The organism is Actinoplanes sp. NPDC049118, assembly GCF_040648555.1.
Classification (GTDB): Bacteria; Actinomycetota; Actinomycetes; order Mycobacteriales; family Micromonosporaceae; genus Actinoplanes.
Genome location: NZ_JBEZDY010000014.1, coordinates 79,443 through 99,572, shown reverse-complemented (window position 1 = coordinate 99,572; position 20,130 = coordinate 79,443). Strand labels below are relative to the sequence as shown.

At 69.3% G+C, this 20,130-nt stretch carries 20 protein-coding genes; 6 read left to right on the top strand and 14 right to left on the bottom strand.

What is annotated here, in order from left to right:
* The first annotated feature begins 94 nt into the window (after positions 1 to 94).
* Complete coding sequence (gene uvrA, locus AB0B58_RS22975) at positions 95 to 2,563, top strand: excinuclease ABC subunit UvrA (RefSeq protein WP_360226916.1); 2,469 nt, start codon at positions 95 to 97, stop codon at positions 2,561 to 2,563.
* A 20-nt stretch (positions 2,564 to 2,583) separates the two neighbouring features.
* Here uvrA and AB0B58_RS22970 read toward each other — a convergent pair whose 3' ends face one another.
* The 6 genes from AB0B58_RS22970 to AB0B58_RS22945 all read right to left on the bottom strand — a co-directional run bounded on the left by AB0B58_RS22970 (position 2,584) and on the right by AB0B58_RS22945 (position 6,427).
* Positions 2,584 to 2,715 (bottom strand): hypothetical protein, encoded by a 132-nt coding sequence (locus AB0B58_RS22970; protein WP_360226913.1) that lies wholly within the window; start codon positions 2,713 to 2,715, stop codon positions 2,584 to 2,586.
* Between the two features lie 118 nt (positions 2,716 to 2,833).
* The gene (locus AB0B58_RS22965) at positions 2,834 to 2,974 is read right to left on the bottom strand and encodes a hypothetical protein (RefSeq protein WP_360226910.1); all 141 of its coding nucleotides are present in this window, start codon (positions 2,972 to 2,974) and stop codon (positions 2,834 to 2,836) included.
* A complete protein-coding gene (locus tag AB0B58_RS22960; protein ID WP_360226907.1) occupies positions 2,971 to 3,177 on the bottom strand; it encodes a hypothetical protein in 207 nt (68 codons plus the stop codon). Before AB0B58_RS22960 ends, AB0B58_RS22965 begins: the two co-directional genes overlap by 4 nt.
* Positions 3,178 to 3,571: 394 nt before the next feature.
* Positions 3,572 to 4,534 (bottom strand): helix-turn-helix transcriptional regulator, encoded by a 963-nt coding sequence (locus tag AB0B58_RS22955; protein ID WP_360226904.1) that lies wholly within the window; start codon positions 4,532 to 4,534, stop codon positions 3,572 to 3,574.
* Between the two features lie 447 nt (positions 4,535 to 4,981).
* Positions 4,982 to 5,440 (bottom strand): MarR family transcriptional regulator, encoded by a 459-nt coding sequence (locus AB0B58_RS22950; RefSeq protein WP_360226901.1) that lies wholly within the window; start codon positions 5,438 to 5,440, stop codon positions 4,982 to 4,984.
* Between the two features lie 264 nt (positions 5,441 to 5,704).
* A complete protein-coding gene (locus AB0B58_RS22945) occupies positions 5,705 to 6,427 on the bottom strand; it encodes a histidine kinase dimerization/phospho-acceptor domain-containing protein (RefSeq protein ID WP_360226898.1) in 723 nt (240 codons plus the stop codon).
* A gap of 125 nt (positions 6,428 to 6,552) precedes the next feature.
* On the opposite strand from AB0B58_RS22945, the gene AB0B58_RS22940 reads away from it, so the two are divergent.
* Entirely contained in the window at positions 6,553 to 7,101 is a 549-nt protein-coding gene (locus tag AB0B58_RS22940) for a hypothetical protein (RefSeq protein ID WP_360226895.1), read from the top strand.
* Positions 7,102 to 7,478: 377 nt separating this feature from the next.
* Here AB0B58_RS22940 and AB0B58_RS22935 read toward each other — a convergent pair whose 3' ends face one another.
* Positions 7,479 to 9,092 carry an ATP-binding protein gene (locus AB0B58_RS22935; RefSeq protein ID WP_360226892.1) on the bottom strand — a complete coding sequence of 538 codons (1,614 nt, stop codon included), beginning with the start codon at positions 9,090 to 9,092 and terminating at the stop codon, positions 7,479 to 7,481.
* Positions 9,093 to 9,461: 369 nt separating this feature from the next.
* On the opposite strand from AB0B58_RS22935, the gene AB0B58_RS22930 reads away from it, so the two are divergent.
* The 4 genes from AB0B58_RS22930 to AB0B58_RS22915 all read left to right on the top strand — a co-directional run bounded on the left by AB0B58_RS22930 (position 9,462) and on the right by AB0B58_RS22915 (position 12,390).
* A complete protein-coding gene (locus AB0B58_RS22930; RefSeq protein ID WP_360226889.1) occupies positions 9,462 to 10,418 on the top strand; it encodes a helix-turn-helix domain-containing protein in 957 nt (318 codons plus the stop codon).
* A 767-nt stretch (positions 10,419 to 11,185) separates the two neighbouring features.
* Positions 11,186 to 11,512, top strand: coding sequence for an AbrB/MazE/SpoVT family DNA-binding domain-containing protein (locus AB0B58_RS22925; RefSeq protein WP_360226886.1), 327 nt, complete (start codon positions 11,186 to 11,188; stop codon positions 11,510 to 11,512).
* A complete protein-coding gene (locus AB0B58_RS22920) occupies positions 11,509 to 11,805 on the top strand; it encodes a hypothetical protein (protein ID WP_360226883.1) in 297 nt (98 codons plus the stop codon). Before AB0B58_RS22925 ends, AB0B58_RS22920 begins: the two co-directional genes overlap by 4 nt.
* A gap of 213 nt (positions 11,806 to 12,018) precedes the next feature.
* Positions 12,019 to 12,390: a hypothetical protein gene (locus AB0B58_RS22915; RefSeq protein ID WP_360226880.1), complete on the top strand. Its 372-nt coding sequence runs from the start codon at positions 12,019 to 12,021 to the stop codon at positions 12,388 to 12,390.
* A 693-nt stretch (positions 12,391 to 13,083) separates the two neighbouring features.
* On the opposite strand, the gene AB0B58_RS22910 is transcribed toward AB0B58_RS22915, so the two are convergent.
* From AB0B58_RS22910 to AB0B58_RS22880, 7 genes are all read right to left on the bottom strand, one after another.
* Entirely contained in the window at positions 13,084 to 13,404 is a 321-nt protein-coding gene (locus AB0B58_RS22910) for a MerR family transcriptional regulator (protein ID WP_360226877.1), read from the bottom strand.
* A 1,075-nt stretch (positions 13,405 to 14,479) separates the two neighbouring features.
* Entirely contained in the window at positions 14,480 to 15,994 is a 1,515-nt protein-coding gene (locus AB0B58_RS22905; protein ID WP_360226874.1) for a wax ester/triacylglycerol synthase domain-containing protein, read from the bottom strand.
* Between the two features lie 32 nt (positions 15,995 to 16,026).
* Positions 16,027 to 16,539: a flavodoxin domain-containing protein gene (locus AB0B58_RS22900; protein ID WP_360226871.1), complete on the bottom strand. Its 513-nt coding sequence runs from the start codon at positions 16,537 to 16,539 to the stop codon at positions 16,027 to 16,029.
* Positions 16,540 to 16,591: 52 nt separating this feature from the next.
* A complete protein-coding gene (locus AB0B58_RS22895) occupies positions 16,592 to 17,227 on the bottom strand; it encodes an SRPBCC family protein (protein ID WP_360226868.1) in 636 nt (211 codons plus the stop codon).
* Positions 17,224 to 17,703, bottom strand: a complete 480-nt coding sequence (locus AB0B58_RS22890) for a universal stress protein (RefSeq protein ID WP_360226865.1) — start codon at positions 17,701 to 17,703, stop codon at positions 17,224 to 17,226. The genes AB0B58_RS22895 and AB0B58_RS22890 overlap by 4 nt, the downstream gene beginning before the upstream one ends.
* A 412-nt stretch (positions 17,704 to 18,115) precedes the next feature.
* Complete coding sequence (locus tag AB0B58_RS22885; protein ID WP_360226862.1) at positions 18,116 to 18,565, bottom strand: STAS domain-containing protein; 450 nt, start codon at positions 18,563 to 18,565, stop codon at positions 18,116 to 18,118.
* 256 nt (positions 18,566 to 18,821) lie between these two features.
* Complete coding sequence (locus tag AB0B58_RS22880; protein WP_360226859.1) at positions 18,822 to 20,105, bottom strand: AI-2E family transporter; 1,284 nt, start codon at positions 20,103 to 20,105, stop codon at positions 18,822 to 18,824.
* Positions 20,106 to 20,130 lie beyond the last annotated feature (25 nt).

The following is a 20,130-nucleotide window of genomic DNA, read 5'->3' as shown; positions in this document are numbered from 1 at the left end:
AAGACCGGATCTTCATACCCGCAGACCCGGCGCCGAGGTGATGGGAGCGCTCGTGGCGGTGATTCGACGCCGCCGAACAGGGTAAGCAAATCTGGTGAAAAACGACGTTAATGACCGGTACGTGCGCGTCCGGGGCGCCGCCGAGCACAACCTTCGGAACGTCGACGTCGACATTCCCCGCGATGCCATGGTCGCCTTCACCGGCGTCTCCGGTTCGGGCAAGTCCTCGCTGGCCTTCGGCACGCTCTACGCCGAGGCGCAGCGCCGGTACTTCGAGTCCGTCGCGCCGTACGCCCGCCGGCTGTTGCAGCAGGTCGGTGCGCCGCACGTGCAGGAGATCACCGGCCTGCCCCCGGCCGTGGCCCTGCAACAGCGGCGCGGGGCACCCAGTTCGCGGTCGACGGTCGGCACCATCACGACGCTGTCCAACCTGCTGCGGATGCTCTACTCGCGCGCCGGGACCTACCCGCCGGACGCCCCGCGGCTGGAGGCCGAGGCTTTCTCCCCCAACACCGCGGCCGGCGCCTGCCCCCGGTGTCACGGACTGGGCTTCGTACACGACGTCGCCGAGGACCTACTCGTCCCTGACCCGTCGCTGAGCATCCGCGACGGCGCCATCGCGGCCTGGCCGGGCGCCTGGCAGGGCGCCAACCTGCGCAGCGTCGTGAACGGCCTGGGGATCGACATCGACAGACCGTGGCGCAAGCTCAGGAAGAAGGACCGGGACTGGCTGCTCTACACCGACGAGCAGCCGTCCGTCCTCGTCGCGCCCGAGCGTGACCGCATCGACAGCGGCTACTACGGGAAGTTCTGGAGCGCCCGTCGGCACGTCATGCACGTGCTCGCCGACTCCAAGAGCGACCGGATGCGCGAGCGGGCGATGCGGTTCGTCCGGAGCGTGCCCTGCCCGGTGTGCCACGGCAGCGGCCTGCGCCCGGAGGCGCTCGCGGTGACCTTCGCCGGCCGCACCATCGCCGAGGTCAACGCGATGCCCCTCGCCGCCGTCGTGGCGCTCCTGCGGCCCGCCGCGGGGTTGTCCGGGGCCGGGGCTGCCACGCCGACCGCCCGGTCCGGGGAGACGACCGAGGTCGCGGTCCGGCTCTGCGCCGACCTGGTCGCGCGCGTCGAGGTGCTGCTCGACCTCGGCCTGGGGTACCTCAGCCTCGGGCGCCGCTCGACGACGCTGTCGCCCGGCGAGGCGCAGCGCCTGCGTATCGCCACCCACTTGCGTTCGGGGCTGTTCGGGGTCGTCTACGTGCTCGACGAGCCCTCCGCGGGCCTGCACCCGGCCGACGCGGAGCCGCTGCTGGACGTACTGGACCGGCTGAAGGCGGCGGGCAACTCGCTGTTCGTCGTGGAGCACGACATGGACGTGGTCCGGCGGGCGGACTGGGTGGTCGACATCGGCCCCGGCGCGGGCGAGAGCGGCGGACGCGTGCTGTACAGCGGTCCGGTCCCCGGCCTCGAACAGGTCGAGGAGTCGGTCACCAGCCGGTACCTGTTCGGCCGTGCCGAGCCGCTCGACCATCGCCCGCGTACGCCCCAGGGCTGGCTGCACCTGCGCGGCGTCTCCCGCCACAACCTGCACGGCGTGTCCGTCGACGTGCCGCTCCGGGTGCTGACCGCGGTGACCGGGGTGTCCGGTTCCGGGAAGTCGACGCTGGTCACGCAGGTGCTCACCGAGGTCGTGCGCGGCCACCTCGGGCTGGCGAGCGACGAGCCCGACGAGGCGGAGCTCGACGTCGACGTGCGGGACGCGGCGGGGCTCGAGTCGTTCGACCGGCTGGTCCGGGTCGACCAGCGGCCCATCGGCCGTACGCCCCGGTCCAATCTGGCCACCTACACCGGGATGTTCGACACGGTGCGCAAGCTGTACGCGGCGACGGACGAGGCGCAGGCGCGCGGGTACGCGGCCGGGCGGTTCTCCTTCAACGTCGCGGAGGGGCGGTGCGAGACCTGCCAGGGCGAGGGGTTCGTCGCGGTCGAACTGCTGTTCCTGCCCGGGACCTACGCGCCGTGCCCGGCCTGCCACGGCGCGCGGTACCACGCGGAGACGCTGGAGGTGACCTACCGCGGCAAGAACATCGCGGACGTGCTGGCGATGTCCGTCGACGACGCCGCCAAGTTCCTCGCCGACGTCCCGGCCGCCTCCCGGAGCCTCGAGACGCTCCGGGAGGTGGGGCTGGGCTACCTTCGGCTGGGCCAGCCGGCGACCGAGCTCAGCGGTGGCGAGGCCCAGCGCATCAAGCTCGCCACCGAGTTGCAGCGGGCCCGCCGCGGCCACGCGCTCTACCTGCTCGACGAGCCGACCGCGGGGCTGCACCCCGCGGACATCGCGCTGCTGCTGCGGCAACTGCACCGGCTCGTCGACGCCGGCAACACCGTCGTCCTGGTCGAGCACGACCTGGACACGATCGCCGGCGCCGACTGGGTCATCGACCTCGGCCCGGGCGGTGGGGACGCGGGCGGCCAGGTCGTCGCGACCGGCCCTCCCACCACGATCTCCGCGGCCGGGGACAGCGCGACCGGGCGCCACCTGGCGCGCCGCCTCGAACGCTCCTGAGCAGGTAACCTCCCCGGCCGTCAGCGCTTCATGCCGTGCTCGATCGCCTCGATGATCCGTGGGCGCAGCTCGGCGGCGCTGATGATCGAGTCCACCGAGCCGACGTCGACCGCGCGCTGGATGCTGTGCACCCGGTCGAACTCCGCGGCCACCTGGCCGACCTACTCCGCCCGCACCGCGGACTGCACCTCGGCGAGCCGGAGCTCAGCGCCGCCCGCTCGACGCCGCTGGCCGCCGCGACTCAGACCTTGACGGTTGTCGCGGTGGTGTTCATGTGTCCGGCCCTGTGGCGAGTTCGTCGATGGTGGCGGTGACGGCGCTGTGAGTGTTCTGCACCGTGTCGGCGACCGCGGCGACGTGTTCGGCGATGTGCGTGGAGCCGGCGGCAGTCTCGGCCACGTTGCGGCTCATCTCGGCTGTCGTCGCGCTTGTTCTTCGACGGCGCCGGCGATGGCGGTCACGTAGTCGTTGATGCGCTCGATGACTGTCTGGAAGGTGCCGATGACCTGCACGGCGCCTTCGCTGTCGTCCTGGATGGGCGCGGACCGTTCGCCGATGTCCTCGGTGGCACGCGCGGTCTCCTGGGCGAGGTCTTTGACCTCGCTGGCGACCACGGCGAAGTGGGGTTATCTCTACAACACGGTCACGCGCCTGGCGCGTGAACACCATGCTGGATGGGTCTGCTCAACGCCGTCGATGCCCATCTCGAGCGGCTTCCGTTGGCCATCTCGAGATCGGACTGCCCGGAAGCGACGACGACTGCTGCGATTCCAGCCTACGCCGCGTCTCTTCCTCGTCGTCGCTCATGCGACGCACGCTACGCGCGGTGATCTTGAACTTGCAGGCGTTCGTCAAGCCGTCACCGTGACGGCAATCCGAACGCCACAGCTCCACGCGGGAGCACACCGAAAGGAGGCGACCTGCGGAAACAGGTTGTGAGACAGCCGCTCACGTCGGTGACGGCCGTTGTCGGAGAGGGCTGGAATTTGACCACCCCTGGCGATGGGGTCAGCTGTGCAGGGTGTGGTGGGGTGAGTGGCCGTAGGTGGCGCGGTAGAAGCCGGCGAACCGGCCGAGGTGTCCGAAGCCCCAGCGGCGGGCGATGGTGGCCACGTCGTCGCCGTGGGTGGGGTCGGCGTTCTGCAGGTCGTGGTGGGCGTGGGCCAGCCGGACCTGGCGTAGGTAGAGCATCGGGGTGGTGCCCAGGTGGCGCCGGAAGCCGGTTTGCAGGGCGCGGACGTCTGTCCTGGCCGCGGCGGCGATCTCGGCCAGCGTCATGGGTTGGGCGGGGTTGGCGTCGATGTACGCCGCGGCGCGGCGGATCGCGGCCGGGCAGGCCCGGCGCAGACGATCGCCGGCCGGGTCGTTGTTGTGCGGGAATGCGACCAGCGCGGTGCCGGCGACCGCGTCGATCACGCCTGCCCGAACGAGGGGGTGCGCCAGGGCGGTGTCCGGTCCCTGCAACGCCTGGCAGACGTACTCCATGGTGGCGCGGAAATAGAATCCCAGCGCGGGCGAGGTCGGCGTCATCGCGGTGAACCGGAACCGGTCCGGGTTCGCCCCGGCGCGGGCCGCGACCAGCCCGACGGGCAGCCGCAGGAGCAGGGTGTCAAGGTCGCGGGCGGTCGCGGTGAACGTCTGGCCCACCGGATAGAGCAGGGTGTCGCCGTCGGCCAGCTCGACGTGCCGGGCGCCGGAGCGGACGTCGACCTGACCTTGGTCGGTGGCGACGAAACACAGGTAGTCGACGGATGGGCACTCGAACTGTATGTCCATCGGCGTGGTCACCGCGTCTAGCGCCAGCGGCCCGGCGGTGATGGTGCGCTGCCGGTAGTAGAACGTGTCCTGGTCCCCGGAGATTTTCATCCGGGTGCCGGAGTAGGTGGCGCGCACCAACTCGACGGCCCGCTCCAGATCGTCGGTAGCCACCTCGAAACCATGCACCAGTCCGGCGTTGCGTGCGGCGTCCATGGGTCTCCTTTTCGAACACGGTAGGTGTCTCCCCGGTTGCCCACCGGTGCGGCACCCACCGCCGAGGTTCCACTCTGTCGTGTGCTGCGGGCGGTGCTGCTCAGTGGTGCAGGGTGTCCGCGGGTGGGCACCCGTAAACGGCGCGGTAATAGTCGGCGAACCGGCCGAGGTTCCCGAAGGGCCGCTGGCTCGGACTTGGCCGCCGCGCCGCACGGTCCGGAATTGACGGTTCCCCGTCGATCGGCCTGCCATCCACGAGCGATTCACCGGAGCGCTCAACATCTACGCCATCGAGCCTGCCACTTTCGACTGCGACGCCGCCACCCTGGGCTAGACGTTCGCTGGCTACGCCGTCGCTCTCGCGCACCCCCGGTACCAGGCCCAGGCGAACCTGGCCCAGCAGATGCGGACTGCGATGCAGAGCCACACCGTCCCCGAACATCACATCTAGGTGGCCGCGACCGGCCGAGCGGCCTCGATGACCTGTGTAAGGGCGGCGTGCAGGTGCCGGAGATCCTCGAGCGAAATACCGAGGCGCTCCACGACGGCCGGGGGGATCTGCTCGGCGCGGCTGCGTAGGGCCTGCCCCGTGGCAGTAAGGGTCACAGCGAGGCTGCGTTCGTCGGCACGATCCCGCTCGCGGCGCAGGTACCCGATCGCCTCGAGGCGTTTGAGCAGCGGCGACAGGGTGCCCGGGTCGAGCTGCAACAGTCGGCTGAGTTCTCGCACAGACAACGGGGCACGCTGCCACAACGCGAGCATCACCAGATATTGCGGATGGGTGAGCCCCAGCGGCTCGAGCAGCGGTCGGTAGACGGCCACGACGCCGCGGGCGGCGACGGACAGCGCGAAGCAAACCTGCTGCTCCAGGGCTAGGGGGTCAACGGTGTCAGTCGGCTCACTCACGGGCTATCTCCTCGGATTCACTGTTAGGCTACCAATGATTGGTGCACCAAGTATTGGTGTGGCAATCATCTCTACCTCCGGAAGGGGCCACGGCATGGCGAAGGACAGCAAGGACCAGGGCCGGTTCATGCGCTGGTTCCACCAGACGTTCGATAACTGGTTCTTCCGGTCCTTGATCGGGCCCGCGCAGACGACCAACGCTGTGCATGGTGCGGAGGTGTTCGCCCGTGAGCAGTGGAAGCGCGACCTGGAGGAGCGTAAGCGCTACACCCGCGAACAGCGCGATCGTAGGCGCGCTGCCCGCGAGGCAGGGCTAGGTCGCTGACTGTATCGCTCGACCGCGACCCGGCCAGGCTCATGCGCCGGACGACGCAACCCGCATCCCCGGCTGGACGCGGTCCGCGAGATCATCCGCCAGCAGCTGCCGACGGACCGGAACCCGATCACACCGATGCGCCCCGACCTGGATCCGGGCGTCCTGACGCCCACCGGTGAATTCCACGCGTTGGCGATCAGGTTGTTCAGGGCGAGCTGGACGAGGTGCGTGTCGCCCGTGCGGACCAGGCCGTCGTCGATCGTGGCGTTCACTTCGCGGCGCGGGTCGGCGTCACGCAGGTCCGCCAAGGCCGCGCGCGCCAGCCGACTGAGATCGACGCGCTCGCGGCGCAGTTCCGCGCGCGTGACGCGGGAGAGGCGCAACAGGTCGTCGATGAGTTGGGAACTGCGCGCCGCTTTGTCGTGGATGCGGCGCAGGTACTGCTGCGCCTCCTCGTCCAGCCGGTCGGCGTGGTCCTCGAGCATGATCTCGGCAAGGCCGGCCACTGACCCCAGCGGGGCCCGCAGGTCGTGGGACACCGAGTACGCGAATGTATCAAGCTCCTTGGTGGATACTTCGAGTTCTCGCACCCGCTGCTCCAGCTCGGCGTTGAGCCGGCACACTTCCTCCTCGGCCCGTTTGCGCTCGGTGATATCGGTGGAGATGCCCACGACGGCAGGCGCGCCCCGCGCTGTCCATCAAGGGGACCTTGACCGTGATGTAGGTGTCCGGCCCGTCCTCTCCGGGGGCGATCTCCTCCACCTGCACCGGGCCTCCGGCTCGGACGGTGCGGGCCGTGCTGGACGAGACGATGGGGCTGGGCGCGGACAGCGGCAGTGAGTGCGTCGGCTATCAGGCGCACGAGCCCGACGGCGAGGAACGAGCCAGCCTGACCATGAACCGGCTGGTCGCCTCGGTGCGCTTCACCGGGAGGATCGGCACCGTCGGCGTCTTCGTGCCTCAGGATCCCGGGGCCGGCGATGAGCTGGCGAAGCAGGGCAAGCTCGCCTTCGACTTCGGCATGTTCTGGTTCAAGGGCCAGCACATCGGCAGCGGCCAGGCGCCGGTCAAGAAGTACAACCGGCAGCTGCGCGACCTGATCGCCGCGGGCAAGGCCGAGCCGTCGTTTATCGTGAGCCACGAGCTGCCCTCGACCGTGCGCCGGAGGCCTACGAGCACTTCGACAAGCGGGATGACGGCTGGACGAAGGTCGTCCTGCACCCAGCGATTGCGGGAGCGGGTGCCTGACATGGCCGGAGTGCTGAACAGACGACGGACGATCGCCATCCTCGACCGCAACCTCTACATCGCCAAACGCGGCGGCCGTGACCGCGTTCTAGCCTGAACGGCGCGAGAAGCCCTGCGTAGGGGAAACGGGGAGCCGCGCCCTTCGACAGGGTTCCGCCACAACAGATCCACGATCCGCGCGATCGACGGTCATCAAGGGACCTGGCGGACCGCCGTCACCTGGTCCGTGTCGCGGGTGGACTTCATCGCGTGGCTCCGATCCGGCCCGCGGTGGGTCGACCTGAAGACCACCCCCGGCGGTTCTCGTCCGCGACCGTGCATGCCATCTTCGCTCTGCATCAGGTCGAGGACGTGACCTACGGAGAATGAAAGGGCTCAATGAGCACGCCCGGGAACGCCGTGCCGACCTCCGGACCTCCGCGTTTCAGTCCTGCCCACCATCGCGGAGCCGCTCGCCACTCTTTACAGTCCCTCCTATTTCGGTTTGATCGGGATTTCGATGGTGAAGGTGGTGCCGGGGCCGTCGTGGTCGCTGAGGGTGATGGTGCCTTGGTGGCGTTCGATGATGGTGCGGGCGATGACCAGGCCGAGGCCGGTGCCGGGGATGCGTCGGTCGAGCGCGCTGGAGGCGCGGTAGAAACGGCGGAAGAGGCGGGGTCGTTCAGCGGCGGGGATCCCGATACCGGTGTCGGCGACGGACCAGGTGATGTTTTGGCCGGTGTCGTCGAGGGTGGCGGTGACGGTGATCGTGCCGCCGGCCGGCGTGTACTTGACGGCGTTTGACAGCAGGTTGTCGGCGACTTGGCGTAGCCGGTCCGGGTCGGCGTGCAACTCGAGGTGTTCAGGCAGCTGTGTGGTGATGGTGATTCCTTTGTCGGCGGCCGGTGAGGCGGCTTCCACCGCTTCTCGGATGATGGCGCACAGATCGGTGCTGGTGGGTTTGATGGCGAGGTGCCCGGACTCCAGCTGGGCCAGGTCGAGCAGATCGTCGGCCATGACTGACAGCCGTTCGGCGTTACAGGTGACGATGCGCAGGTAGTGCCGTTGTTCGTCGTGGGTCAGGTCGTCGGGTGCCTCTTGCAGGAGAGTGGCGGTGCCGGTGATCGCTGCGAGCGGGTTGCGTAGTTCGTGGGTGACCATGGCGAGGAACTCGTCCTTGGTGCGGGCCAGTTCGATGGCGAGTTCTTCGGCGCGGCGCCGTTCCACGTACTGCCCGATCTGGGCGGCGAGGCCGCTGAGCAGGCCCAACAGGGTGTCTTCCGGGTCTTCGACGCGGTCCCCGTAGACGCACAGCGCGCCGATGGCACGGCCGGCCGCGCACAGCGGGACGCCGATGGCGACACGTAGTCCGATCCGGGCGGCGACCCGGCTGCGCGGGGATCCGGTGTCAGCGCCCAGGTTGGGGATCCAGTGTGCCGTGCCGTCGGCGCATACCCGGCCGGGCAGCGTGATGCGGGGCTCCAAGGTGTCGACGGCGAAGTCGTGCAGCCGTCGGCCGGGATGGGCGTGGCGGGCGGCGCAGGTCAGCAGTTGCCGGTCGTCGTCGACGATCCACAGCTCGGTGACCGGCCAGCCCATTTTGACGCCGAGGGCCTCGACAACCCGGGCTGCGGCGGTGGCGCTGGAGTCGGCTTCGGCCAGGCCGCGGGCGACGGCGGCTTCGGTGGCGGCGAAGCGGCTGGCTCGCCGGGTGGTGGTGATGTCGTGGGCGAAGATGTGGAACACCCGGCCGGTGGGCTCGTCGGTGGCTGTCATTGTCGTCTCGATCGGGACCTCGTGACCGTCGGCGTGCCAGGCGGTCCATTGCAGCCGCCGGTCCCGCGTCTGCCCGGGCAGTCCCCCGGCCAGTGCCGCGAGTTCGGTCCGGCCGGCGGCCCGCGCTTCTGGCCGCACGAGCAGCTCTACCACGGACCGGCCGCATGCCTGCGCTGAGGTGTAGCCGAACGTGGTCTCCGCGGCGGGGTTCCAGGCGAGCACCCGCCCGGTGGCGTCAAAGGCGAGATAGGCGTCCAACGCCGCGGCAAGCACGGCCGGAAGGTGGGGCAGCGCGGCGCCGGAGTTACCGAAACTCTCAGATTCCGCTGGCATCGGCTCCCCCTTTCCGTGAATACGGTGCGATCGACCTGGCCGCATCGCCCTTGCCCGCAACGCTTATCGCGTACTGGACCGGGCCGGGCCCGGTAAGTGGTCATGCCTGGGCGGCATCGGCTGTTGGCTTCCTGTCCGCGTTCGGCCTCTCGGCGCAGCAGCGGTGAGACATCCTTGCGGTGATCAGATCTCCGAGCCCTTCGGTCCGGAAGGCGACCTTGCTGGCCATCGATGCGAGGGTGATGAGTAGGAATAGACCAGAACGACGAATGCCATGACGACAAGTCTTCGTCCGATCGACCATGGCCGACAGCGGCAGATATGCCATACACGCCCAAAATCCTGCCAACCCGCCGTAAGCTATGTCATATGCTCCGAAATGTGGCCGTGATCGCCCTCCCCGAGGTCGCGGCCTTCGAGCTGGGCGTGCTCTGCGAGCTGTTCGGATATGACCGCAGCGACGAGGGCCTGCCCGGCTACGACTTCGCCGTCTGCTCGCTCGACGGGCGCCCGGTGCCCACCCACACCGGCTTCGACATCAGCGTCAAGAACGACCTGTCCCGGGTCGAGGCGGCCGACCTGGTCGCCGTCGCGCGCTATTACCACGACGGCTACGCGGTGGACCCCGAGGTGACCGGGGCGCTGCGCCGAGCGCACGAGCGGGGTGCCTGGGTGATGAGCGTGTGCACCGGCGCGTTCGCGCTGGGCGAGGCCGGCCTGCTCGACGGCCGCCGCTGCACCACGCACTGGCTGCACACCGACGAACTGTCCCAGCGCTACCCGGCCGCCAAGGTCGACCCGGATGTGCTCTACGTCCAGGACGGCAAGATCCTGACCAGCGCGGGCACGGCCGCGAGCCTGGATGCCGGGCTCCATCTCGTACGCCAGGAGTACGGCACCGCGATCGCCACCGCCCTCGCCCGGCGGATGGTCGTGCCGCCGCACCGCGACGGCGGCCAGGCGCAGTTCATCGAGACCCCACTGCATCCGTTGCACTGCGAGACGCTGCAGCCGGTACTCACCCAGGTGCTCGGCACGCTGGACCAGCCGCACAGCGTCGACACGATGGCCGAGTGCGCCCACATGGCGCCGCGCACCTTCGCCCGCAAGTTCCGCAACGAGACCGGCGCTACCCCGCACGACTGGCTCACCAACCAGCGGCTGCTACTCGCCCGCCGACTGCTCGAGGACTCCGACCTCTGCATGCACACGATCGCCGAGCGGACCGGCTTCGGCAGCGCGGCCACCCTGCGGCATCACTTCGCCCAGCGGCTGAGCACCACCCCGCACGCGTACCGCGGAACATTCCGGTCACACTCGGTGTGAGCCGCCCCGGCCGGGGGATGACGGCGACGCCTACCTCACCCTGCCCGACACCGCCGACGCGACCGCCGACGCGACCGCCGACTCGGCCGCCGACTCGGCCGTCAGCCTCTGGCACCGGACCGCCCTACGCCGAGAACCCTCGCGCTACCCGTCCTCGCCGATGACGCGACGGACGGACATGCCTCGGATTGCGGGCAGCGGCCTCGATCCCAGCCGGCCGGCCGCCTGCTCCGGAGCGGTCGCATCGTCAGACGGACACTTTGACACCTGTGGTGGTTCGAAACGAGTCATACCGATCTCGTCGGTCACCGCGACGCCACCACGTAGGTTGCTGACCGGTTGCCGTGTGTCTCAGCAACCCCACTTGAACGCAGAAATGCGTCATGGATGCACCAGAAACGTGTCTCAGAGTGAGGTTCTGACACAAAAAACGGGCCTAAGCTTTTCACTTAAACCCGACATTTAATGTAAATCGTGTCCGGAGGGGGACATTTACCCTCATCTATAGCATCCAACACGGAAAAGTCCATCACGTGTCAGAACGTGTTAGACCACGCTTCTGGCTCACCGGTGCGGCGTGACACCCGCCGAGGAGTAGTTAGGTGGTGGGTCCGTTGAGGACCGTGCCGCTGCCTGCACTGTTGCCCCGGTTGACGCTGCAAGACCGCGAAGGCGGACACCGCAAACCGGGCCGCGGGTCCCGTCACCGGCCGCCGCTGTCGTTGCCGCAACTGCCGGAACCCGCCCGCCGGGACGTGAGCTTCGGGATGGGCCGTCTGGACGCCGGTGGCCGGCTCACCGCCCGGGCGAGCATGACGAGCCTGCAATGGTCGCCCGGCGACCGGATCCGGTTCACCATCCGCGACGGCCTGGTCGTCGCCGCAATTGACCCCTGCGGGCAGCGAGACCTCGGTGAGAACGGTCTCCTCCGGTTACCGGTCGCGATACGGCGGGCCTGCCACCTACGGGCGGGAGACCAGATCCTGCTCGCTGCCCTACCCGCCCGGCAGCGGCTGATCATCCACCCGCCCGCGACCCTGGCAACACTGACCGCGGCCCTCCACGACACCGCGACCGGCGGTGACCGCCGATGACCGCGCCCCCGACTCGTCCCGAAGTCCTCGACGCCGCACGGCTGACGCTCACCCAGATGGGCATCAGCGCGACCGACCTCCTACAGGCCGCCGGCGGAACACGAAGGCCGGTACCAACCTTCGCCGAGTACGTACCGGTCGTGGCCGCCGCGGTACCACCGGGTTCACGGCGGATGTACGGCACCTACTGGAGCAAGGCCGTCACCAAGTGGGGCGACCGGCAGCTGGACGAGATCACCCCGACCGAAATCGAAGCCCTCGCCCGCGACACCCAGGCGAACGCAGCGCGCTGACCGACGCCCGGATCACCGAACTGGTCGACGCGGCCTCGACCACCGGCAACGACCCGGAGCTGGACGCCCTGATCGTGCGGCTACACCTCGAAACGGCATGCCGGCGCGGCGGTGCGCTCGCGTTACGGCCGATGGACCTGGACGTCGAACAGTGCCTGATCATGCTGCGGGAGAAGGGCGGCTTTCCGCTGGCAGCCCGTCTCCCCCACCCTGATGCAGTACCTGCAACGGCATGCCCTGGAACGCCGGGCGCCCGGCGACGGGCAGCTGCTGCGCTACGCGAACACCCGACCGGTCAGCCGGCGCCGGTACGACTATCTGTGGCAACGGCTCGGGAGGATTCTGCCCTGGGTGGCCACCCAGCAGGTCTCCGCGCACTGGCTACGCCACACCACCCTGACCTGGGTCGAACGCGTCTACGGCTACGGCGTCGCCCTCGCCTACGCCGGACACGCCGAAACACCCAACGACGCCGGCACCACCGCCCGCTACGTCAAAGCCACCCTCGAAGAGGTCGCGACCGCCCTGACCGCATTGACCGGCGAACCGCACCCGCTCGCCCTGCCAGGGGACGCCGAGTCCTAGCAGTGGCTCGTTCCTCTGCTGTGAGGTGATCGGCGATGCCTACTCACGACCATCCCCTCCACTCCCCTATCGAATTCGTTCGACGCCTGACTGTCCGCAGCGCCAGCACCGCGGGCCCGCGGCCGGGAACCACGACTGGGTGCGGGCGGTGTCAGGTTCGCGTTATACGGCCGGATCTCCACGAACGAGTATCAGGATCCGGTGTCGTCACGAGCGTGGCAGGTCCAGTCGGCGCAGCGGGTGACCGCCGGCCGGGGCCGGACCATGATGGGTTCTTCGACACCGGCGCGTCACGGAGCATGCCGTGGCATAAACGCCGGCAGGCCGCCGCCCTGCTCGCCGCAGCTAGGGAACCGGGACGTGGCTTGATGCGGTGGTGGTGGGCGAGTTCGAGCGCGGCCCACGTCGACGAGGTGCTCGCCGTCAGCGTTACCGCCGACGGCCGCACCATCTCCTCGGCCAGCAAGGACGGCACCGTGGTGCTGTGGGACGCAACCTCACGGCAGGCGCGGGCAGTCCTCCGACGTGGCGAGCCTCCCCTGTCTCGACCATCGGCAGGCCGACGTGGTCGCCGTCGTGCTCGGCGGGCTGATCGTGGCCTGCGCACCCCGCGTGGGGCTCGAAACTCGGCCGGCAAGCGAGTACGACAAACGGTCCCTCTCGTGGCGGAGAAGGACCGTGCGGGCGGTGAGCTCAGGCAGCGTCCGTTTGCCGTTGATGCTGGTGGTTCTGGTTTTGCTGTAGGGCTTCCTCGAGTTGGTCTTCCAGAATGATGATCCGGCAGGCGGCTTCCAGCGCGGTGCCCTGGTCGACCATCTCCCGGGCCCGCGCGGCGAGGCGCAACTGGTAGCGGGAGTATCGGCGGTGCCCGCCGGCCGAACGGAACGGGGTGATCAGCTTCGCCTCGTCGAGCCGGCGCAGGAAGTCCTGCGAGGCGCCGGTGATCTCCGCGGCGCGGCCCATCGTGTAGGCGGGGTAGTCGTCGTCACCGAACATGTCGTCGGGTTGAGCCATACATGCACCTCTCCATGACGAGGGCCCCGGCGCAGAAGCGCCGGGGCCCAGGGTTACGGGTCAAAAACACCATCTACCGACAGGTTCGTCGGGTTGTCGTATCCGCACCTGCCGCCATCGGCGGCGTGGGGTGCGAGGATCGCATAAGCGTGACCGGAGACCACCTCTCGTTCGATGGAAACTGCGGTGTCCGCTCCAGAGTCGAACTGCATCGTGGAGACGGGCGATCCAACGGTGTCCGGGCCCTCCCTTTCCTCTGCTTCTGATTTCTGTCGTGCTTGTCGTGCTGCCCGCCGGCGCCGGAGCCCCACGCGACTTCATGGCCCCGTCCGCGTGCGGCGGACTGTCCTGCCAGGCCGGGCCCTGAACCAGCATCGGCCCCTGCCTGCTCGCCCCGACCTGGAACTACGTCAGGGTCTTACTTGCCACTTCCACGTGCCTTACTTGCCGTGTTGCGTGCGGTGAGCACTTCCACCGCTGTGCCGAGCGAGCCACGAAATGTGTCCGGGCCCTGCGTAACGCTCGGCCTGCTTCGTCAGCGTCTTCGACGATCTCTGCTCTCAACGATAAAAAGGTTAACCAGACGCAGCGGGAATGTCTAGTGGTTCAGGCCTAGATTTTCTCGACGGCTGCCCCTGCTTTCAGCGCCGGATGACATCGCGCGGAGGTAAGCGGCTTCGTCGCATTGCCGTTGCAGCGCGTGACCTGAGCACAGGAAATGCGAGACAGTCTCGCCCAGTTGCCGATCCGAACATGACACGTCAACCCGCGGCCGGCGGCGCCGTAGACGTCGCGGTGGCGCCGCCGGGACGGGAGACCCAGCGGGAAACTCGTCGGTGCCCCACACACAATCAGCGGGAACGCGGCGATGACGGCCGGGTGCGACCAGCCGAGGGCCACGGTCTGGGCGGTCCTCGCGGTGTTCGTCCTGGTGGCCGCGCGAACGGTGCGGCGCTACAACATCCGGGGCCGGTCGCCCGCCCGGCCGGCCGGGAACGGTCACCACCGCCGGACCGGACGACGGGTTCCTCGACCGCTACCCCGTCGTGGCCGGGGGCGGCCTTCCTCCTCGTGTTCACCGGACTGTGGGCACGGCGGCGGCGTCACTTAGCGGGATGTCGACCGGGCGCGATGGCTGTGGGCGAGGTGCTGGTACTGCCGCCGGTGCGGATCCGTATCGATGCTGGCTTCCACCGCTTCCACCTTGGTCCTGTGACGGCGCCTCGCGGCTCAGGTGCGATGTGTCGCCAGCGGCGCGGGGCCCAGCGTCCAGTTCCGTGGTGAGCAGGTCGAGTTCACTCTGCAGCCGCGCCAGCAGGACGGCTAGATCGGGGCAGCGTTGCGGATCCGCCGTGACGGTGACGGTGAGCGCGCCCGCGTACGACAGCGCCGCGAACCCGACCGTGACGTTCCCGGTGATCGGCGACACCGGAATGACCTCGGTGATCGGCGCGGCGAGGAAGGACAGACGGACGTCCGGGCCGTGAAGGTCGGTGACCAGCGTGGTCACCGATTGCTGCCGGTCGACGAACCGCCGGAAGACGCCGAACCACGCCAGGATGCGAAACACCGGTCCGAGCAATGCGGCGGATGCGCCCGGGCTGGCCGGCCTGCGGCTACGAGTGGTATGGGCGATAGCCGCGAGCCGCTGATACAGGTCGCCGGCTACGGTCACCGGGACTGTCATGACCCCGACCTCGTTGCCGAGGTGCCCGGCCGTCGCCTCGCGCCGGCCGGCGATCGGCACGGAGATGACGAACCGGTCGACGTTCTCCCCACGGTGTTGCAGCACCGCGTGCAGGGCGCCGGTCACCGCCGTGAGGACGACGTCGTTGACCGTCGCGCCGTGTGCGTGCGCCAGCTGCCGCACGCCGGCGAGGTCGGCGCGAGCCACGGCCAGGCCGCGGTGTGCCCCGATCGGCCGGTTCAGCGAAGACCGTGGCGGGCCGGTGACACCGCCCGTGGCGAGTTCGGCGATGGCCGAGCGGAGTTGCCGGGCTTTCACCGGGAGGTGGCCCAGCGCCCGGAGCCGGGTGCCCGACGCATCGAGGAACAGGCTGCGCCGGCGGGGCGCCGGCCGCGGGAAGACGGTGTCCGGCGTGGTGGGTGCACCGTCGACGAGGCGGGCGAGGATGGCCAGGCCGCCGAGGCCGTCGGCGAGGACGTGGTGCAGCGTCACGACCAGCGCGGCCCGGCCGTCGGACATTGAGGTGACCAGGGTCGCCGACCACAGCGGCCGGTTCCTGGGAAGTCTGCGAGCGGTGGTCACGGCGACGACGCCGAGCAACGCGGCCTCGTCGCCCGGCGCCGGGCAGCGTACGGCGTCGACGTGGTCGCGGATATCGAAGCCGGGGTCGTCGACCCAGACCGGACGCCCGGCCCCGAGCGGAGCCCGGACCAGGCGCTGCCGCAGCCGCGGTACCCCATGGATGCGTTGACCGAACGCGTCGCGCACCGCCGCGAGGTCCAACGCCGTTGCGGTGCCGAGGACGAGGACCGCGGCGACCTGCATCGGTGAGCCGGGAAGATCGCAGGCGAGCTGCATCAGGTCGGTCGGACTCGTCCGCTCGATCGACGCCCTCGACCGCACGCGAGCGCCACCGGCCACGGCCCGCGGAGGCATCACGCCGTCCCGGTTCTCGCCCGGCTGAGGTCGGCGGCGATCTGCGTACCCCAGGCGTCGAGGGCGTCGAAGTCGCGGAAGTCTCCGTCCGCCACCCGCAGAGCCATGACGACGGCCTTCTCCCCCAAGCCGAGCCGGTGCCGGTCCAGGCGCCCGGCAAAGAGGCGATGGCCGCGAGCATGGGTCGCCCGGACGATGTCGCCGACCTCGGCCGGCTCCTCGGCCGGCTTGGGCGGATCACCGATCGGGCCGACGGAGAACAGCCAAACCGGTCGCGGTGGCTGCACCGCGATCCGTTCCGCGAGCCTTCGGGCATCCTCGAGCCACCGCCCCAGGTAGACGGCGCTACCCAGGACTACGGCGTCGTACGGCGTCGGGTCGCCGACTTCAGCGGCGGGAAGCTCATCCACGACGACGTCGGCGGGCAGCCCGGCGCGCAGCGACCCGGCGATGCGAGTCGCAGCCTCGGCGGTGGATCCGTGTCTGCTTGCGGCACTGACCAGAATCCTCATTGCTGTCGCTCCAATCTGTGGGTTCTGCGGTGTATCAGGCCACTGCCCTCGTTCATCCCTGGCCGGGCTGCTCCGCGCGATCACGGATGCCGCGCAGCATCCGGTGGCTCATCACGAAGCTGACGACCGTCACCGGCTCCACCACGAAACGCGCCCACCACCGCGTGTACGCATACCGTTCCCGGACGACCAGCCTGGTCGTGGTCGCCGAGACCGGGGACAGATCGAAGGTCCAGGAGAAGTCGTACGGCACGGCGGCGGCTCCGGGCCAGACCCCGCCCTGCAGGACCAGCGTGTGCGGTGGCTTGACGACGGCGACGTTCACGGCGAGCTCCGGCGTGAGCCTGACGGCGTCACCGACGTCGAGGCGCTGCCAGTCCGGGTTGATCTGCAGCGCGCTGTGAATGTCGCAGCCGGCAAGGTTCTCGAGGCGGTCATAGCTGTAGAAGCCGCCTCGACCCTGACCGAGCTGGACGATCCAGGGCCACACGTCGCCGACACCGGCGTTGATCGTGATTGCCCGGGTCGCCGTCAGGTCCGGATCAGGAACCAGCTCATCGCCGGGCAGGGGTTCGGTGATCTCGGCATCGGTCGCGCCCCACCGCAACTGCCGCCTCCGCAGGACGGCAACCGCCGCGACGACGGCCATCCACGTGATGAGCGATGAAGCGCCCGGCGCCCTGGTCACGGCGCGGTCTTGGACTGGTCGGCGTCCGGTATGACGATCACCGGGCAGGGAGCGTGTTGGATGCAGTGCTGACTGACCGACCCCAGCAACATGCCGGCGAAGGCCCCGTGGCCACGACTGCCGACGACCAGGAGTTCCGCACCGGCCGCGGCCTCCAACAGGATCTGAGCGGCAGGCCCGTGAGCAACCTTGATACGTACGTCGACGGGCTGATCCCCCGTCCCGACGACATCCGCCACGGTTTCGGTGAGGACCTTCTCGGTGACGGCGGCGATGCTGTCGCCGGGAGACGGGTACGGGACCGCACCGTAGGAATATTCGTAGGTCGCCGGCTGCTGCCAGGCGGCTACCGCTTCGATGGTCGCGCCGGTCAGCCGGGCCTGGCCCAGCGCCCAGCGCAACGCGGCCCTGGAGCCGTGCGAACTGTCGACGCCCACGACGATGTATCTGCCCTCGAGGTATGTCTGGTCGGTCATCTCTACCTCCACGTGATGTCAGCGTGCGCATCTCCAGCACCTGCTACCTCGAGTAGAACGCCGCGCCACCGGAAGCCGTCAGTGCCGAACGGCCCATCCTGGACAAGGTCCCTCGCGCCCAGATCCTGGTACTGCGCCTGGACTTGAGGTCTGAGCCGACGGCGGCGGGACGGGCGGTGAGCGGTTCACGCTCACCGTCCGGTTTCTAGACGAGCCAGCGATTGCGTCGCACGAACGGCATAGAAGCCCAGGTGCGACCCAGCCCCAGGTCGTCCCCGCGTTGAGCAGAGCCAGTACGAGGAGGACAGCGGCGTAGGTCAGGTGGCCGTCCACCGCATCGGGATCCACCCGAGCCTGACCGGCATGCCTGCGTCGCTCTGGCGTCGCCGTCGAGGGCGGTCAGGGATGTCGGTCAGGCGGCGACCAGCAGGCGGTTCGGTCGCGTCGGGTTCCCGGGGGTGGATCCGGTCAAGGACGCCGGTGCGGTTCTGGTCTCCGCGAGCGGCATCTCGTCGAACCTTGCGGTGACGGCGTCGAGCAGCCCGGTCAGGTCCAGGATCCGGCGGACGTTGGGCTGCGGGTTCGTGATCCGCAGTTGGCATCCGATGCGGGCGGCGGCCTCGGCTACGACGATGAGGGCGGTGATTCCGCTGCAGTCCAGAAAGGTGATTCCGGCGAGGTCGACCTCGATGCGGTGGGGAACGTGCCTGGTCAACGTGCGCAGTAGCCCGGCCCGTAGGACGTCGGCGGTCGACAGGTCGATCTCGCCGGCCACGGCGACGCGGATGGTGCCCGGCGACGGGCAACTCGTGTCGATGTGCGGCTGCGTCGACGGTGCTTTCAGCGAAAATGTGGTGGACATCGGTCCCTCCAGCCAAACGGCTTCGTCCAGAGAATGCTTGGTGGGCGGGCATGGTCTGGACCCGTCGCCGGGGAGGCAACAAACGCGAACATCGCGGGCGTCGCAGGCTCGACAAGGTGCGCATGTCGGTGCGGTAGCTACTCGTACGTTACTCGTCGGAGGTCACGAGCGGGGACTTCGAGGACGTCGGTGAGCCGATCTGTTCCGAGATAGAGGCGGAGGACCGACGAGCGCCAAGATGAAGCACCGCGAGTTCCTATCCGGTTGCCGCACCTCCGATCAGGCCGTCCTGGTCGGGGTCGACGGAGGTTGCTACCGGTGGCCGTTGGTGTTCGATCCGGTCTCGGTCGGGTGGGGGCTGTGGGGTCTGTTCCGCTTCGTGCTGGTCGTCGTCTGTTGGCCGGGTGCCGGGTGGCTCCCGGTCGGGGGTCGGCTCGCCTCTCGGGTGCTCGGTCAGGTAGCGGACGGCGGTGTTGGCGACGGCCAGCAGCGGTACGGCCACGAGAGCACCGATGATGCCGGCGACGGTGACGCCGGTCGCGATCGCGAGGATGACGGCGAGCGGGTGCAGGGCGACGGCGTGGCCCATGATGAGTGGCTGCAGGACGTGGCCTTCCAGCTGTTGCACGGCGATCACCACGGCGAGGGCGATGAGCGCGACGATCGGCCCTCGGGTTACCAGTGCCACCAACACGGCGACAGCGCCGGAGAGGGTGGCGCCGATGACCGGGATGAACGAGCCGAGGAACACGAGCGCGGCCAGTGGCAGCGCGAGCGGGACGCGCAGCACGGCCAGCCCGATGCCGATACCGACCGCGTCAATGAACGCGACGAGCACCGTGGCACGGACGTATGAGGACAGGGTGTGCCACGAGTAGTGGCCCGCGCGGGCCGCCGGGATGCGGGCCGGGCGTGGCAACAGGCGGCAGAGGAATTGCCAGATCTGTGCGCCGTCACGCAGGAAGAAGTACAGGGTGAACAGCACGAGCAGGAATCCGGCGAGGAGTTCCCCGAGCGTTGTCGCCGTGCTCAGCGCGCCGGAGGTGATCGCACCCTGGTTCTCCGAGATCTTCTGTAGCAGTTGGTCGACTGTGCCGCTGAGCTGCGCCTGGGTGAGGTGCATCGGGCCGCGCGCCAGCCACGTCTGAATCTGTTGCACGCCTTCGCGGACCTGGGTGGAAAGGTCGTCGAACTGGGAGATGACGGTCTGGACGATCAGTCCGAGACCGGCGGTTACGGCAACCAGCCCGCCCACGAGCACCATGCCGGCCGCGAGTGACCGGTTGACTCCCCGTTTGCGCAGCGCTCGGACGGCCGGCTCGAACAGCGCGGCGAGCAGTAGTGCCACCGCCACCGGGACGACGACCAGATGCAGGAACGCGATCAGCCTGATCATCAGGTAGGCGGTGGCGGCGAACAGGATGAACCGCCACGCCCACGCCGCGGCGATCCGCACGCCGCGGGGAATACCGTCGTCGACGGTGGGCGCCTGCTGCGGGACGGCCACCCGTCGCGTGGTGTCGGTGAAGGTGCTGTCCACCTCGAACGACGGCAGCGGACCAGGT